9 protein-coding genes and 1 tRNA gene are annotated in these 16,769 nt (G+C 66.7%); 6 read left to right on the top strand and 4 right to left on the bottom strand.

The genetic code is table 11. The features are described 5' to 3' along the window. Positions 1 to 710 precede the first annotated feature (710 nt). From JQX13_RS42640 to JQX13_RS42625, 4 genes are all read right to left on the bottom strand, one after another. Positions 711 to 863, bottom strand: a complete 153-nt coding sequence (locus JQX13_RS42640) for a hypothetical protein (protein WP_203405142.1) — start codon at positions 861 to 863, stop codon at positions 711 to 713. A 23-nt stretch (positions 864 to 886) separates the two neighbouring features. Then, positions 887 to 5,107, bottom strand: coding sequence for an SIR2 family protein (locus JQX13_RS42635; protein ID WP_203405141.1), 4,221 nt, complete (start codon positions 5,105 to 5,107; stop codon positions 887 to 889). 703 nt (positions 5,108 to 5,810) lie between these two features. Beyond that, on the bottom strand, positions 5,811 to 8,552 hold the full coding sequence (locus tag JQX13_RS42630) for a DEAD/DEAH box helicase (protein ID WP_203405140.1): 2,742 nt from the start codon (positions 8,550 to 8,552) through the stop codon (positions 5,811 to 5,813). Next, positions 8,549 to 10,900, bottom strand: coding sequence for a dynamin family protein (locus JQX13_RS42625; protein WP_203405139.1), 2,352 nt, complete (start codon positions 10,898 to 10,900; stop codon positions 8,549 to 8,551). Before JQX13_RS42625 ends, JQX13_RS42630 begins: the two co-directional genes overlap by 4 nt. Before the next feature lie 675 nt (positions 10,901 to 11,575). Here JQX13_RS42625 and JQX13_RS42620 point away from each other — a divergent pair. From JQX13_RS42620 to JQX13_RS42595, 6 genes are all read left to right on the top strand, one after another. Then, positions 11,576 to 11,678: transfer RNA gene (locus JQX13_RS42620), tRNA-OTHER, on the top strand. Between the two features lie 174 nt (positions 11,679 to 11,852). After that, the gene (locus tag JQX13_RS42615) at positions 11,853 to 13,106 is read left to right on the top strand and encodes a tyrosine-type recombinase/integrase (protein ID WP_203405138.1); all 1,254 of its coding nucleotides are present in this window, start codon (positions 11,853 to 11,855) and stop codon (positions 13,104 to 13,106) included. Between the two features lie 68 nt (positions 13,107 to 13,174). Beyond that, complete coding sequence (locus JQX13_RS42610) at positions 13,175 to 13,654, top strand: hypothetical protein (protein ID WP_203405137.1); 480 nt, start codon at positions 13,175 to 13,177, stop codon at positions 13,652 to 13,654. A gap of 93 nt (positions 13,655 to 13,747) precedes the next feature. Continuing rightward, on the top strand, positions 13,748 to 13,939 hold the full coding sequence (locus JQX13_RS42605) for a helix-turn-helix transcriptional regulator (protein WP_203405136.1): 192 nt from the start codon (positions 13,748 to 13,750) through the stop codon (positions 13,937 to 13,939). Continuing rightward, positions 13,936 to 14,187, top strand: a complete 252-nt coding sequence (locus tag JQX13_RS42600) for a hypothetical protein (RefSeq protein WP_203405135.1) — start codon at positions 13,936 to 13,938, stop codon at positions 14,185 to 14,187. Before JQX13_RS42605 ends, JQX13_RS42600 begins: the two co-directional genes overlap by 4 nt. Before the next feature lie 127 nt (positions 14,188 to 14,314). Further along, positions 14,315 to 16,729: a bifunctional DNA primase/polymerase gene (locus tag JQX13_RS42595; protein WP_203405134.1), complete on the top strand. Its 2,415-nt coding sequence runs from the start codon at positions 14,315 to 14,317 to the stop codon at positions 16,727 to 16,729. Positions 16,730 to 16,769: the final 40 nt, after the last annotated feature.

The following is a 16,769-nucleotide window of genomic DNA, read 5'->3' as shown; positions in this document are numbered from 1 at the left end:
GGGCCCGGGGCGTGGCTCCCAGGGCCCATGACGGACGAAGTCCGCACGGCATCCGCACACCGCGCAGCGTGCACCGCTCCCGGCACTGGCAGGGGCTCGCACGCTCGCCACAGCGCCCTCGCCAGCCCGTCCCTCGTCCGCCTCGGCACCGGGCACTCGCCCGGTGTCCTTCTCTTCCCGTCTGTCCGCATCAGTCGGCTCCTGGCCGACGCGAAAAGTGGTGGCCTCCAGGGCGACCTCTGGCGTCGGCGGCGCCAAGGTGCCCGCGCCCTCCAGTGGCGGGCTACCCTGATGCGTGACTTTCCGTGCTCGCCGCTCACGGCTCCGGGCCTGGCGCCTGGCCGCGGCCCACCGGCCCGCGAAGCCGCGAGCGTAGCGTCGCCCCGACTCCCTCTGGCTCTGGCGCCGCGCCTGCGCACTACACTCACGCGAGCAGTAGCGCTGGCCCCGGTCGTGCCGACGGCACAGGTAGAAGAGTGCCCGGCAGGTGCCGAGCGCGCACTGCGCCATCCGCAGTGAATCCACGCGTCCCCAGGCTCGAGACGCCTGGAAACTGGACCGCCTCACGGCCTCGTGCGAGCGTGCTCCTCCCGCATCGCGTCCCCGTGATTCGGCCTGAGGGTCCGGAGGTACCAGCTCCGGGCCCTCTTCTTTTTGGCGCCCTCGTCCCGGCTCTCTGCGCTACCTCCTCCTACCTCTGCCCGCCAGTTTCAGGCCGCCACGCTCGGCTCGTCCAAATTCCCGCGCTTCTCGGTGATCATCGACACATTGACGTCCGCCGCGGTGCGCGGGTGGTACTCCACGCGCCAGCCCTGGTTGTAGCCAAACCCCCGGTTCGACAGCGCGTCACCATAGAGTTGCACGACGCCCGCGATATCCGTCGCGCTCAGTTGCCCGTTCCCGTCGTGGCGGCATGGCTGAGTCCGTCGAGAATCTGGGGAAGCAGTGCATGGTCGTCATAGGGGAGCACTTGGACGTTGTAGTCGTTCAGGTAGCGCTCCCACTCTCGCTGGTCTCTCACCGGGTCGTCGGACTTCTTTATGAGGGCGTAGTGCATCCGGGCCGCGGTCTTGAAGGCGGCCGCGTTTCCTTCCAGCGCCAGATCGAGGTCCAACGGATCATTCATCCCATAGCCAATGAACAGAAAGGCGTGCGTCTGGAGCAGAAGACCTAGCACTTTCTGGTACGAGTCGTTGGAGTGCGCCCGCATGTACTCGCCCTCCGTCATGACAATGGACTCGTGATGCTCTGCTGAGCCGTGCACCTTGAGGAGGAACCTGCGGCTCCCATCCAGCTCCCCGAGGGCCTTGGGCGCGTCCAGCCAGGTATAGGGCTGTCGGCGAGGCTTCTCCGGGAGAGACTCGATGAGCTGGTCATAGTTGGTGGTCAAGATGGTCTGGACCCCTAGCTTGGCCACGGCTTTGTGCGCCTCGCCGGGCTCTGATTCGTCATGGGGGCGAAAGATTTCGTTGAGCACCTGTTGGTACTGCTGACCCAGGATTGTTCGGAGCGTGCCCAGTTCCGCGAGCATCTCCTTGAGCGACATGCTTTCCTCGAACATCTCACGCTTCAGTTTGAGCCTTGGGCCGGAGAGCTTCCCGAGTTTTTCACAGGCGTCGAGCAGACGCTGAGGGAGCTGGGTCCATGATGGGAATTTGCCTTTGACATCCTTTCCCATTGAGAGACCGGACCCGATGAACAGAGCAAGCTTCTTGGATTGACAGGCGCTGACGAGCGGCTTGGGAAACGAGAGGCTCAAGGGGGCTCCTGGCGGAGAAATGGGCTTGTTGTCTTGTTTTGTCATGGGTGCACCGAGCTTAGGCTCCATGAACCAAATGTTCCCGAGCGCATCACCTGCACAGATGAGCGTCGATGTGACGACGATCGCGGAAAAACCGCCATACCCATAGAGCGTGTGTAGGCACTCACCGGAGCTCAGGTCCCATACCTTGAGCGTGTTGTCGTCGGAGTAAGACACCACCAAGAGGCCGTCCAATGTCATCGCGCATCCGGCCACGGTCCATGGGTGACCCTGGAGTGTGGCCACTTCCCGCCCAGTTTCTAGCTCCCACACCCTAAGCGTCCTGTCCGACGAGGATGACACAACAAGGCGGCCGTCCGGCGTCACCGCATATCCATTCACATACAAGCGGTGGCCCTTGAGCGTGGCCAGATGCCGCTTGGTCTCCAACTCCCACACCTTGAGCGTGTTACCCTCAGAGGAGGACACTACGCGGCGCCCGTCCGGCGTCACCACTAACCTGGACCCAAATGAGCGGTCGCCGTGGAGCGTGGTCAACTCCCGCCCTGTTTCCAGCTCCCACACCTTGAGCGTGTCATCTCCAGAGGAGGACACTACATGGCGCCCGTCCAGAGTCACTGCGCACCCGGTCACGGTCCACGGATGGCCCCGAAGCGTGGCTAACTCCCGCCCCGTTTCCAGCTCCCACACCTTGAGCGTGTTGTCGTCAGAGGAGGACACCACGCGGCGCCCGTCCGGCGTTACCGCGCATCCGGTCACCCGCCTGCTGTGGCCCTCAAGCGTGGCCAACTCCCGCCCCGTCTCCAGCTCCCACACCTTGAGCGTGTTGTCGTCAGAAGAGGACACCATGCGGCGCCCGTCCGGCGTCACTACGCACCCAGTCACACTCCCCCCATGACTTTGGGGCGTGACCAGTGTCCGCCCCGTCTCCAGCTCCCACACCTTGAGCGTGTTGTCCCAGGAGGAAGACACCATGCGGCGCCCGTCCGGCGTCACTGCGCACCCAGTCACCCGCCCGCTGTGGCCCTCGAGTGTGGCTAGCTCCCGCCCCGTTTCCAGCTCCCACACCTTGAGCGTGTTGTCCCAGGAGGAGGACACCACGCAGTGTCCGTCCGGCGTTACCGCGCACCCGGTCACACTCCAGAGATGGCCCTGGAGCGTGGCCAGTTCCCGCCCCGTCTCCAGCTCCCACACCTTGAGCGTGTTGTCCTCGCAAGAAGACACCACGCGTCGTCCATCTTGCGTCACTACGCACCCGGTCACATTCCAGGGGTGGCCCGCAAGCGTTGCCAGCTCCCGTGCCGTCTCCAGCTCCCATACTTTGAGCGTGTTGTCCCAAGAGGAGGACACCATGCGGCGCCCGTCCGGCGTCACCGCGCACCCGGTCACATACGAGTGGTGACCCCGGAGCGTGACCAATTCCTGCCTCGTTTCCAGCTCCCATACCTTGAGTGTGTTGTCTCCGGAAGAGGACACCACGCAGCGCCCGTCCGGCGTCACTACGCACTGGGTCACCCGTCCGCTGTGGCCCTGGAGCGTGGCCAGTTCCCTTCCCGTCTCCAGCTCCCATACCTTGAGCGTGTTGTCGTCTGAGGAGGACACCACGCGGCGCCCGTCCGGTGTCACTGCGCACCCGGTTACCGGCCCGCTATGGCCCTGGAGCGTGGCCAGTTCTCTTCCCGTCTCCAGCTCCCATACCTTGAGCGTGTTGTCGTCTGCGGAGGACACTACGCGGCGCCCATCCGGCGTCACTGCGCACCCGGTTACCCGCCCGCTGTGGCCCTGGAGTGTGCGAGTGCTGCCGTCTGTCCTTATCGGTCTTCTCAATCGCAGTGCGGGAAGTCCCGTTGGAAAGCACAGCACCCCCGCAACCTCCTCCGCACTCCAACCCATACACAAGAGCCGATTATGAAGGCTCCTCGCCAGCACCGTGGGATCCTTCCTCAAGACGTGGGATTCCGCCTGAATGGCTCGCCGCAGGTCTCGTGGAATGTCTCTCTCCGCTTGAGGAACCCGCTCTGCGGCTTGGCCCAGATCCTCCTCCAGCACGAGCACTCCTGCCACTTGGCACTGCGCGGTCAGGTAGTCCACATTGGTGTAAAGCTTCCGAGCCGTCTGCCACCGGCCAGCGTTCAGCCAATGTGTTACCCCATGCCTCAACGCATAGCTTCGCCGCCAGTCATCATCCCCCTCGTCCCCAGGCCACCTGCACAAATGCTCCGCCAGCCGCTGGTGCAGCTCCTTTTCCCTCTCCCGCCCCAGCATTCTCAACACGTAGCTTCGCAAAGAGTCATGGTGAGGCCGCCACGCCACCTCGCCCCCACCTGAAATGGGCTTCTCCAGCAAATAGGGGCGTGCCTCCCGCAGGAATTGAAGCTCATCCCCATACTGACTCCAGCCCGCCACCCTGGCGATCACAGACAGCGGCAAGGCCTCGCGCGCCGCCGCGACAATCCACAGCCCATCCATCACGACTCGTCGCAACTCCTGGGGCAACCGCAACAGCCGCGCCCACATCTCATCCAGCAGCTTCTCCAGACCCTGCGGTAGCACCTCCGGCCCACGTTCAAGCAACCGGGCTCGCCACTGCGCGGCGTCAGGGCCTGTCAACCGCGCCGCCAGCTTCACCGTGTACAGTGCGTTCCCCTCCGAGCGCTTCACCAGCCCATCGAGAAAGGCCTGTGAGCATAGCGCCGTGTCGCCCCGCGCCGCTCGCATCCAGCACTTGCGGACCACCGACGCATTCGAGCCTTGCCAGACCTCTCCATCCAGGTCGAGCGTGCGAGCCTGCGCGAGCCCCTCCAGCCAGCTCAGGTACGGATACGTGGGCCTCGATGCACACAGCACCAGCACGCCCGGAGGCAGGAAGTCCGGGAGAAAGCGTGGCAGAGGATTTGAGCCGTCCGGGCCGACCTCGGCCTCGTCGAGCCCGTCCACGACCAGCACCAGCCGCTCCCCACTTGGCTCCAGCACCTGCCGGGAAACACGTTGGAGTAGCTCGCGCAGGCGAGACTCGGGCCGAGCCTCCGGGTCGGCCTCCGAGGGGTAAAGCCTCTCCACCTGCGCCGCCAGGTTGCGCCTTACCACCTCCGGCCGCTCCCATTGCTCCTCCCCGCGCCGCAGGAAGTGCTCCGCCATACCCAGGCCCGCGCGCCCCGCGTTGCGCTTCCTCCACTCCACCAGCAGCGCGCTCTTGCCCAGGCCTGGCCCTCCCTTCACCAGCACCCAGCCCCGTGCCCCATCCCCCAGCAGAAGCTCGTTCAACTTCGACAGGATGTCCTCTCGGCCAAGGAGATCCTCGTGCCGCTGCACCTCCGAGTCGAAGTCGATGATTTCGCCGACCATGCGCGGCTCCAAATCCTACTGCGCTCTGAAAGGGCGCACCATGTCCGGTCTGAAGGTGGGCGCCACCGGGTGCTGCGCCTGGAGCATAGGAAGGATTGAAGGCCTATTGAGAGGTGGCGGACTGGAGCGGAGGGGCTGAGGAGGGCCGCTGACGGGGGTCGCCCGAGAAGTGCGCAGTGCTCCAGGGCGGTGCACAAGCCGCGCAGCCCCTTTGGGGTACACGCCGGCCCTGGCCGCCCTCCCACGAGGTGTGCGGCAGGGGCAGGGGCTCTCTTGACTGGGGCGGCTTGAGCCTCAACACCACGCGGCCTTATGTGGCCCTCGCGCCGGGGCCAGGCTCGCACCTGCCGTGGGCAGGCCCAGGTGCTCCAAAATCGCGCGCCCCCCTCCCCCTTCCTTCACATACGCCAACACACTCCGCCTGCCTCCACTCCTCACGCAGACGAACACGTCGAAGTCGAACGTCCTCCTGAGCACCGCCGCCCAGTCCACTCCCGATGTCCTCTCCTTCATCGGCTCCTTCCTGGCCGCTGTCTCAGGCGCCACGCTCGCCCCCTCGTCTCCTGCTTGGGGGAGCCGGGATGCCCCGCCCACTCCCGGGAGAGGGGGCGGGGGGGATGTTTCCTCAGCGCACCACGTGCTCGCGGTGCTCGCCGAAGACGTCGCGCATGGCGTCCGAGATTTCGCCCAGCGCCGCTTTTGGTTAGGCCACGAGCACTGCAGCGAGGATGGGCCAGACAACGTGGCGGATTCCGTTATGGAGGTCGGTGTCACTCGGCTGCCGGAGTTCGCGTGAACGCTGCGACTCGACACCCTTGATGGCGCCAGCCAGTCCGGCATCGACGGTGGGGTCCTTGACCGCGACGGTGCCGCGCAGTTGCCGCAGGAGTTCCGCCAGCTCGGCCGTCGGGAGTTGATGGGCACCATCGGGGTGGATGAGGCTCCCCTCCAGCTCGAGCCGGTGCTCGACCCACGCGCCTTGCTGCTGCCGGAGCGACTGTCTGACCAGGACCACGAGCCCGAAGGCGCCGGTTCTGGCGGGGAGCGGTCGGCCCGTGGGCCAGCGCAGGACGGCGGCACCGCTCGGGCGCTCGGGGAAGGCGAGGCGCCGGAGCATGGCGGAGAACTCCGGGCTGTTGATGCCGATGGGCTCGGCTGAAGCCCCGCTCCTCCCAGTGACGGGCATGCCGGAATAGTCGCCGCAAGCGCGGGGGCGGCCGGCTATCTCGAAGACCCTCGCGGCTTCGGAGGCTTCGACGACCTCTTCCTCGCTCGTGCGGAAGCGAAGGACCTCGAAGTCGGGCAGTGGGCAGGCCTGCAACTCTTGGGTGAGCAGCGATTCGAGATCACTCCAGCGGGCCTGACCGGGATCGAGCGCTCTGACGTTGCGCTGGTTCCCCGCGTACTGGTCATGAAACCTGCGCCATTGCTCGAAACCCTCGGTGACGAGCGCGTTGAGCCGATCGGTTTCGTTCCGGTCGAGAGGACCCAGGGGACGCTCTCCCATCAGGTCCTGGAGTTCCTCCGGAGGGACGAGCGCCATTACCCGGGAATAGAGTTCCTCGAAGCGCTCGGGGGCCACGACCGTGCGGGCGATGCTGCGCAGCTTCTCTCGCGCCACCCGGTAGGTATCTACCTCGCGGCTGTCCTTCACCACGAGCGTATCCACGAGGATGGTGCGCCTGGACTTGAATCGATGGACGCGACCGACCCGCTGCTCCATCTCCATCGGGTTCCAGGGCACGTCCACGTGGACGAGGCGCCTGGCCACCTGCAGGTTGAGGCCCTCGCCGCCGGCCCGGGATGACACCAGGAACTGCGGCCCATCGGGGCGCCAGAAGGATTCGATCTGCTCGGTACGCAGGTGCTCGCTCTGCGCGCCGATGATCTTCGCCGGACGCTGGCCCGTCTTCCGCTCGATGTAGCCGCACAGCGCCGTGACGGTCTCGATGGGCTGGGCGAAGAGGACCACCTTCTCTTCACTGAGATCATGGAGGACCTGCTCGAAGAGGATTTCCCACTTCTTGTCGGGATTCTGTTCGAGAAGGGCGCAGCCTTCTTCGAGGAGGCTCGAGAGCTGGTCGAGGTGCACCACGGCGGGGTGCTCGGGGTCGAGTGCTTCGAGATCCTCCAGCGAACACGTCTGCTCTTGACGAACGAGATCGCGCTTCATCCGTTCGAACAGGCGCGAGATGGGCTCGTCGGGCTCTCCATCCCGATAGGGACGGAGCAGCTCCAGGGCTCGCCGGAGCCCCCGCATCTTCTGGGTCGCGCCGCTGCGGAGGGCTTGGCGCACCAGGAACCCGAGGCCCGCCTGGATACTGGAGGTGGCCCACTGCAGGGCGAGCCCGCAGCGCCACGTCGCGGCCCGCTGTCTGGCATCTTCCGGCCGGTCGTTGCGCTCTGGCTCGAAGAAGTCATGGATGTTCTCGAGCCAGCGCCGGTGGGCCCCTCCGAGGTCCACCGCGACGGGTTCCCGAACGCGGCGGAGCGGAAAGAGCGGTCGCTCGTCCCAGTCCCGGACGTCTTCCTTGGTGCGGTAGATGACCCGGCCGCGCACGGCATCTATGGACTCGCCAGGGCTCTTGAGGAGCTGGAGGATGTTCGCGAAGCGGGCCGCGTGCCCCTGGTGCGGCGTGCCAGTGAGGAGGAAGAGCCTGCCTTCGGGGCTGAGCTGGCTCACGAGCTCCTGCACCAGCTTGTACTTGCGGACGGGGCTGCCGCCGCCTTCCGCCCAGTCCGAGAGGTGGTGAGCCTCGTCGACGATGATCACGTCCCACCGGGTGCGCGACACCTTGTCCATGTGGCTGGGGTGGACGGCCCGGTGGATGCTCGCCACCACGCAGGCATCCCCGTCCTTGCCGACCAGGCGCGCGTCACCGTCTTCTCCCGCCACCCAAGCGCGGAAGGGAAGCGCGAGCCGCCGGAACTCGCGCATCACGTTGCCGACGAGTCGAGCGGGTGCCAGGTAGAGGATCCGGAGCGTCGGCTGCTGCTCAAGCAGCTCGCCGATGATAAGGGCCGCTTCGATCGTCTTGCCGAGGCCGACCTCGTCGGCGATCAGGACGCGCCGCAGGTTCGCTTGGTCGAGCACGTGTCTCACCAGGCTGGCTTGATGGGCCAGGGTCACCACGGGGCGGACATCGAGCCGTCGTTGGGGATCCTCAGCGAGGAGGAACCAAGCGAAGGCCGCCGACACTGACCTGCGGCTCCGGGAAAGCCAGTTGTCCCCCTTGTCGGGCGGGAGTGCGAGCAGCTCGGCCGGGGTGGGGAGGGCGGTGACCCGGCGCGCATCGACGCTGGAGGTGAGGAGCGGGAGCTTCGTCCCCTCGTCCCCCCAGAAACGCCCGGGTGCCCGGGCGAGATCGAGGGCGCTGATTCCGAAGTCGTCGACCTCGCGCAACAGCGCCATCGGCACTCCGTCATGCCGATAGAGCCGGGTCATGCGGAACCTTTCGGGCAGGCGTCGAGGATCTTGTGGCCGCGGGCGAGGACGACCTTACGCCGCTGGGCGTCGCTGCGGCGCACGTGCTCCTCGTGCGAGTCGACGAGTGCGCCCACTGCCAGCTGGATGGGATTGGCGCGCTGGCGGAACACGGCGCGGATGTCGTCACGCACCTTCTCGTAGTTGTGCAGGAGGACCTCCTTGGCCTTGGGCTTCGCGGCCTCCACCACCGACGGTCCGAGATTGTCGTCCAGGAATTCGATCATCCGGCTGAGCACGCCGGCACCTTCGGCTTCGCCGCTCTTGACGAAGGCCTGGCAGCGGCTGCGAACCGCCTTCTCCACCTGCTTGTAGAGCTCGAGCTTGACGGCCTCCTTGAGCTCGTCGATGGCCTCCTTCCCCACCTGACCAAGAGCGGCCGTGCCCGTCTTGAGGTCTTCGTGGAGGGCTTCCACCATCCGCGGCTTCACCCGGGCGCCCTGGTTCCGAGCCCATCCCACGATGGGCTCCACGAGCTGGACGTGATTCTCGCCCATCTCCTTTGTCCGCCGACGGAGCTCGACGAGCAGCTTCTTCGACCACACCACCGCCAGGGGCTCCTCGAACTCGAGGGTGATCTCCACGGGGATTTCGACCTTCTTCGCACCGTGGAAGGTCCCGCCCCGTTTGATCGCCGCCTGCAGGGTCCTATAGTTGAAGTTCCTGTACTTGCGCAGCCGCGCGCGGATCGCCTTCTCGGCCTCCTGGGCAGCACGCTCGAGCTCGGCCTCGATCATCGAGGGCATGGTCTCGCTGAGAAAGTTGCGAAAGGCCCCCTCCCGGTTGGCGAGCTCGGTTCGAAGGCTGCTGGAGAACTCCTCAAGCTCCTGCTTGAGGCGTTGCGCCTCCTCCTCGGCCCGGTTGTCCTCCTCCCACTTCGCGACGACCATCTCCACAGCGGTGCGCGCCTGGGAGAGCCACAGCCCCTCCTGGGTGGAGATCCGGGCCTCGAACTTGTCGAAGCGGGAGGCCGCCATCGCGCGGAGGCTCTCCTGGAAGGCGGGAATGCCGGACTCCTCGATTCGCTTCAGCCGCCTCGGGACGTCGTCGTCCTCGAGGAGGAGGGCACGGTACTCGGTGGCCGAGAGGGGGTATACGGAGAGCCCGGCCACCACCCGCTTCACCACCTCGTCGCGGGCATCGCGCGTGGCCAATGCGCCGTCCTCCACGAAGGAGACCAGCTGGGTCTCCACCTGGTTGCGCATGACCTCGACGGCGCGGCGGCAGACATCCTCGAAGTAGTGCAGGAAGGGCTGGGCGCTGCCGGGATCCAGATCCTTGAGCCGCTGCCGCTCCTCCGCAGCGGGCTGGTCGAGCTTGGTCGCCACCACGACGAGCCGCGCGGAATCCGGCTCGTCAGGCGAGTCGTGGAGGAGGCTGTTGAGGAACGTGGTCTCCTTGAGCAGGTCCGCACTGGCCTTGGTGAAACCAGCGCGATCCACCACCAGCACGACCGCCCGGGCCTTGCGGATCCACTCGGCCGTGACCTCCTGGTACTCGTCGTTCGCCACTCCGACGCCGGGCAGATCGACGAGGATGAGGCCACTCTTGAGGATCGGGCTGTTGTAGCCGACCTCCAGCTCCCGGATCACCGGGGCCAGCGCACCGGCGGCATGCTCGTGGAGCTCCCGGTAGAACGCGGCCTCGGCACCCGGAGTGAGCTCGATCCGACGGGTCCGATCCGGACTGGCGAGAACCTCGGCAAGGCGCTCGATGCGCCGGAGGTCCTCGGGCTCGAGGGTGGCGTTCCAGCGCGGCTCCGCGCCCAACACCCGGCGAAGTCCGTCCATCAGGTAGGACACGTCCTGATTCTTGAATTGATCGCCCCGGATGAGGAGCGCGGCGAGCTGGGTGTAGGCGTTACGCTTCTCGGTACCGGCGCCTGCGGACGCGGGGTCGCCCTCTCCGTTGTCCTTGGTGGCCGCGGCCCCGTCCGAGGTGAAGGCCCGTTCCAGGGCGAAGAGCACCTGGTTGACCTTGTCCTTTCCGTGATAGCGGGCCTCGAAGAACGGCTTCTCGGCGAAGGCAACCCGCGTGGCGAGCGCGGTGAGGGGTCCCACGCCGCCAGCGGGGAGGAGAGAGCGGGTTCCGCCCACGACCGCGTTGAGGAGCGTGCTCTTGCCCACGCCGGCGCCCCCGAGGAAACAGACCGGGAGCGGATCCTTGCGCAGCGCTTCGAGGGTTTCGATTCGCTTGAGGCCGGCGTCGAGCAGCTCGACCCGGTCTGGCGCGTGCTCGGCGAGGAACTCCCGTAGCCCGTCCTTGCCGTCGAACCAGCCCCTCAGGGCTTCAAGTGTCCTCTTCGTCATGATGACCCCCTCGCGGTGGATGCCGTGCACTCAGAGGTCTCTACGTTACTGAGAGTTCACGCCAGCGACCACCAAGTCCCCGGGCGCCTGGAAGACGTCCACCAGCACTGCGAGTGAATACGCGGTGGGTCCCGCCAGATGCGAGACCCGTCGCCGTCGACCCCACCGTAACGAGGGAGGAGGGCGCCCTGACCGAAACCCTGGCCGAACGGGCGCCCGAAGAAGACGGGTCCCTCAGAGCACCACGTGCGAAGCCGTGCGCCAGCACCCCGCACTCCAGGTACCTGGCGAAGTCTCGCTCCACGTACCTGGGCAGTCCGCACCCCAGCTCGCCTGCCTCCGCCAGCAGCGTGGCGAGGTTGTTTCTCACCGCCTCGTACAGCACCGTCCCCTCCGGCTGCCTCGGTAGGTATGCCCACCCGCGCTTCTCCACCTGCCCCTCCCCGGCCACACCTCGCCAGGGCACACGCTACCGTCAGCCCCCCACGGGCTTCCGTGGAGCCCCTGGCTACTTGTGGGGTTCAGGGTTTACGAGAAGCAGGATGCGGAGGAGCGTCGCAGCCCGCGCCGGATTGCCCTCTTCCAGGGCATCCACCGCCGCCGCGACGTGCCTTGCTACATTGCTACAACAGGCCCGCGCTGGAGCGCTCTCAACACAGTTCGGAGTGGGGCAGGGGACGGCGTAACCGGCCGGAACTCCTACGAAAACCGCTCTCGACCGTGCTGGAGCGCTCTGGCCGGACGCCTCCGGACGCGGGTTCGATTCCCGCCGCCTCCACATGAAGGACGTCCACGGGCGTCCCGCAGTATACAACGGCATCCGCAAGGGTGCCGTTTTCTTTTTATTTCAGGGGTTTAGGCGTCCGGGGGCATCTTGTCCTGTCCGGCTGCATCCGGTTACGGTGGGGGTACGATTGGGGTACTCAATCGAAATCGAACTGGAGATGCATGCATGGCTGGGGGTATCGCGGCCCGAGGGACGGACAGGCTCACCGACCTGGAGATCAAGGCCTGGATCAAGGCCGGCTCGAACGCAGCAACGAAGAAGCTCTCCGATGGCGGTGGGCTGTTCCTGATGCGTACCCCGGCCGGCACGCCTGTATGGCGAGTGAAGTACAGGTATGGGGGTAACGAGCGCCTCTTCGCGATCGGCTCGTACCCAGAGATCGGGCTCAAGGCCGCACGGGCAGAGCGCGCGGCCGTGAAGGACCGCCTGCGGATGGGTAGTGACCCGGTGCAGGCTCGCAAGCTGAGCCGAGCAGCGGCCGTCGCGTCTTCGGGCAACACCTTCGCGACCGTTGCTCAGGACTGGCTTGAGAGGAAGCGCCAAGGCTGGAGCCAGATCCACTTCGACACGACGAGCCGGGCCATTGAACGGGACGTGCTCCCCCTCTTGGGGTCTCTCCCCGTGGCCGACATCACCCCGGCCATGGTCGCGAAGGTGGTTGAGGAGATCGTCAAGCCGCCGCGCGAGGCCATCGACACTGCGGGCAAGGTGCTCTGGAGCGTCGAGAGCATCTTCCGGCTAGCTCAGGCACGGGGCCTATGTCGCGAGAACCCTGCGGTGCCGGTGCGCGAGGTGCTTCCCCGGAAGAAGCAGGCCGGGAGGCGGCCTGCGTTCCTTGAGTGGTCCCAGCTCGGAGACGTTTTGCGCCGGGCTAACGTGGTGCGGCTCTCGCCTGCAGTACGGATGGCGCATCGTCTCTGCGCGTTCACTGCGGCGCGAATAGGGAACGTCATCCGGGCGGAGTGGTCCGAGTTCGACCTGGACGCCGAAGTCCCCCTGTGGGTCATCCCGCGGGCGAAGATGAAAGCGCAGGACCGGCACCACGATCACAAGATCATCCTCGGGCCCGCCATCGCGGCCGAGCTCCGCACCTGGCGCTCGCTGAGCGGTTCCATGGGGTACGTGTTTCCTTCTGTGTCGGGGGAAGGGCAGCACATCACGCATGAGTCCATCGAAAAGGCGTACCGGGTGACGCTGGGCCTCAAGGACAAGCACTCGCCCCACGGCTGGCGCGCGGCGTTTTCCACGCTCGCCCGGGACGGAGGTTTCGAGCGCGATGTGGTGGAGATCGCTCTCGACCACATCCACGACAACGACGTCGTTCGCGCCTACGACCGCGGCGAGCGGCTCGAGGGGCGAATCAAGCTCGCGAACTGGTGGTGTGAACAGCTCGTGCGTGCTGAGCGGGGTGCACTGTGAGGCGCGAACCGAAGCGGCCGAAGGCGAGAGGGCTGGGGCCGCATCAGCGCAAGGCGCTGATGGACCACTTGAGCGACGGGCTGCAACTCGCGGAGATCCGCCGGCTGATGGTTGTCATCGAGGAACAGTTGCCGTTGGTGGGTCTGATCGAGGTGCCGTTGGACGATGAGCGGCGCGACATGGCCAGGGTGGCGCGCGCCGCGAAGGCACTACAAGCCGCGCTCGACAAGGCACGCCCATTTATGGGGGAAGATGACGATGGAGTGGAGACCTTCGGGTGGGGGAAGTTCGACGCCATGCTGGCGGATCTCCACAAGAGCGCCACGTTCTGGGCCAAGCAGCAACCGGCTAGGCGCCGCGGTCGCCCGCGTAAACAGGCGTGGCGTGACGAGCTGATCACGGTCGTCTGGAACGCCTACCCCGCCGAGCACCGGAAGAAGACGCGGGACGGGCACTTCGAGCGCACCATCGAAATGCTGCTCCGGTTCCTTGGGGCACCCGTTGAAGACGTGCACCTGGCGGTGATCTCTGCTCTCACTCGCCGCTAGGTGGCGTAATTCAGCGCGACGCGTGGATTTGCGCCACCTGACCGTCATCGTGGCGAGCTGTACAACAGTGGGTGTCAACGCTTGGAGACGCCCATGAAAGACCAACTCCCCGAACCAGCCCGCTACTCGGTTCCCGCAGCCTGTCGTGTTTTCGGGTACAGCCGCTCGACCTTCTACGATCGTGTCCAGAAGGGGCTGATCAGGCTTACGAAGGATGGTCGCCGGTCCTTCGTCTCCCGCGAGGAACTCGAACGCTATCTGAAGGCCTGTGAGGGCCAGTCATGAGTGGCCCGCTTCTCTGCAGATTCAGAGAAGCCGCCCGGACGATCGGCCTGGGACGGAACAAGGCACTCCTCGAGCTGAGCCGCCGGGGCCTCCTGCGACCGGTCACCATCCTGGGGCGGCAGTACATCCCCCGCGAGCAGCTCGAGGAGCTTGCGCGCCGCGGAGAGGTGCCGGCTGCTTCCGGAGCCCCGAGCGTTCCGAAGCGGCAGCGGCGCGCTGGCGGCTCGATCGCAGACATCGAGCTCTGAATAACGAAGGGCGCCGACCCCGATGGAGCAGCGCCCTCTTGCACTCGCGATTCCCGGTCAACGAATGCAACACCAATCTACCGCAAACCCAGACGCAAAAGCAACCGCCATTTCCAAGCTCGGGCGCGTGGCAGTCATCTACGCAAGCAAGCTCGGTTGGCGCGTCGTGCCGCTGCACTTCGTACAATCTGGTGGCGCGTGCTCCTGCCCCAAGGGGGACGACTGCCGGAGCGCCGGCAAGCATCCGCGCCTGAAGGACTGGACGACAGAGGCCACGACGGACCCCGAGCAGATCGCTGCGTGGTGGCGGATATGGCCTGACGCCAACGTGGGTGTGGTGACCGGCTCGCAGTCGGGAGTCTTTGTCCTGGATGTGGACCCCCGCAGCGGCGGGCGCGAGTCGCTCGCCGCGCTCGAAGCGGAGCATGGGCCTCTGCCGCTTACTGCACTACAGGCTACGCCCTCGGGCGGTTTCCACTACGTGTTCAAGGCCGTCCCGGGCCTCACGAACAGCGCGGGCAAGCTGGGCCCCGGCCTGGACATCCGCGCCGAGGGCGGACAGTTCGTCGTCGCGCCCTCGCAGACGACGGCGGGGCGCTACCGGTGGGTGCGCCCGCCATGGGAGACGCCGCCGGCCGACGCTCCGGTCTGGTTGCTCGAGCGACTACGGCGCATGGCCCCGGCTCAAGCTCCAGACGCTGACCTCCGGCGCGGCTACTTCCCGCCCGCTTCGCCCGAAGTGCTCGAGCAGGCCCGCGAGGCCCTGGCGCAGCACGGCCCGGCCATCGTGGGCCAGGGGGGCGACACGCATACGTTCATGGCCGCGGCAATCCTGACGCACGACTTCGCTCTCACGGACGACGAAGCCTGGCCGCTTCTGTTCGAGTGGAACGAGACGTGCGTCCCGCCGTGGGACGAGACGGACCTACGCGCGAAGCTCCGGGGCGGGGGCAAGTACGGCAAGGCGGAGTACGGCTGCCGGCGCAAGCCCGCAATCAATCTGGTGGCCGGCAAGCTCTCAGAGATCGCTACGCAAGCGGAGCTGGCCCTGGTCGGCGCGGGCGTTCCGGTGTTCTCGCGCGGCGGAGCTCTCGTGCGCCCCGTGGTGGAAGAGGTGGACGCGGCCCATGGTCGGCGCACCAAGGTCGCGCGCCTGGCGAAGCTTGATGCGACGTACACGTGCGATCTGCTGTCGCGGCATGTCTGCTTCCAGCGGTTCAACGCGAAGTCGGGCGAGTGGCTCACGGCCGATCCGCCGCAGGTCGTCGCGCAGACCATTCTCTCGCGCGTCGGCGAGTGGCGGTTCCACCCGCTCGCGGGGGTCATCACCACGCAGACGATGCGGCCGGACGGGACGATCCTCGACCAGCCGGGGTTCGACCCTGCCACGCGGCTCGTCCTGATGGCGCCGCCCCCGATGCCCGCGATCCCGAACGCCCCAACCCGCCGAGATGCAGAGCAGGCGCTCAGGCTCCTGTCGGCGCTCCTGGAGGAGTTCCCGTTCGTCGACGACGCGTGCCGGAGTGTTGCCCTGAGCGGGCTGATCACCCCTGTGGTCCGCGGCGCGTTCTCCGTCGCGCCGGGGCACGCTGCCAGCGTCAGCACGCCGGGCACCGGCAAGAGCTTCCTGTGGGACACCTCGGCGGCGATCTGCATCGGCCAGCCGATGCCCGTCATGGCGGCCGGACGCACCGAGGAGGAGTCCGAGAAGCGGCTCGGGGCGGCGGTCATAGCCGGGCAGCCCGTCGTCGCTCTCGACAACGTGAACGGCGGAATCGGCGGTGATGCCTTCTGCCAGGTTATCGAGCGCCCCGTCGTGGACGTGCGGATTCTCGGTCGCTCTGAGCTCGCCCGCGTGGAGTCTCGGGCGACCGTCTTCGTCACGGGGAACAACCTGCAGATCCTCGGCGACGCGACCCGCCGTGTCCTGCTCGTCCGGCTAGATGCGAACATGGAGCGCCCCGAGCTCCGGCAGTTCAAGAGCAACCCGGTCGCCACGGTGCTCGCCGACCGCGGGCGGTACGTGGCCGCTGCTCTGACCGTGGTACGCGCCTTCGTGGCCGCCGGGAGTCCGGGCCGGGCACCGAGGCTCGCGAGCTTCGAGGGGTGGAGCGACACCGTCCGGAGCTCGTTGATCTGGCTGGGCTGCGCGGACCCGGTCGCCACCATGGAAGCTGCCCGGGCTGAAGACCCGCTGATGGCCTTGCTGCGCGCGGCGCTCGGCAGCTGGGCGGCTCACTTCGGAACGGGACGCGCGACGGCGAGGACTGCCGCTGACGTGCTGCGCATCGCCGAGGGGTTCGACGCTGCGGACACGTTCCCGGCACTCAAGGAAGCCGTCCTGGCGGTGGCCAGCAATCGGGGGCGTCCGGATGCGCGCACCTTCGGCAAATGGCTGTCCCGACACAAGGGGCGGATCGTTGCAGGCTTTCGCCTGGAAGGGGAGGCGGATGCTCACGGCCACGCGGCACGGTGGTGGGTTGAACGGCACGGAACTGCGGTTGATGCGGTTAGTGCGGTTGATTCTGAACGCAGACTGTAGCGATCAAAGTTTTTCTAAAGAGGGTCATTCTCGGAGAAAG

The organism is Archangium violaceum (assembly GCF_016859125.1).
GTDB classification, from domain to species: Bacteria; Myxococcota; Myxococcia; order Myxococcales; family Myxococcaceae; genus Archangium; species Archangium violaceum_A.
This window is presented reverse-complemented; position numbering and strand designations above follow the sequence as displayed.

What these genes read in the sequence shown, in the direction of transcription:
- JQX13_RS42635 (WP_203405141.1), bottom strand. Translation starts at nt 5,107, where the DNA reads ATGGTCGGCGAAATCATCGACTTCGACTCGGAGGTGCAGCGGCACGAG.
- JQX13_RS42630 (WP_203405140.1), bottom strand. Translation starts at nt 8,552, where the DNA reads ATGACCCGGCTCTATCGGCATGACGGAGTGCCGATGGCGCTGTTGCGC.
- JQX13_RS42625 (WP_203405139.1), bottom strand. Translation starts at nt 10,900, where the DNA reads ATGACGAAGAGGACACTTGAAGCCCTGAGGGGCTGGTTCGACGGCAAG.
- JQX13_RS42615 (WP_203405138.1), top strand. Translation starts at nt 11,853, where the DNA reads ATGGCTGGGGGTATCGCGGCCCGAGGGACGGACAGGCTCACCGACCTG.
- JQX13_RS42605 (WP_203405136.1), top strand. Translation starts at nt 13,748, where the DNA reads ATGAAAGACCAACTCCCCGAACCAGCCCGCTACTCGGTTCCCGCAGCC.
- JQX13_RS42600 (WP_203405135.1), top strand. Translation starts at nt 13,936, where the DNA reads ATGAGTGGCCCGCTTCTCTGCAGATTCAGAGAAGCCGCCCGGACGATC.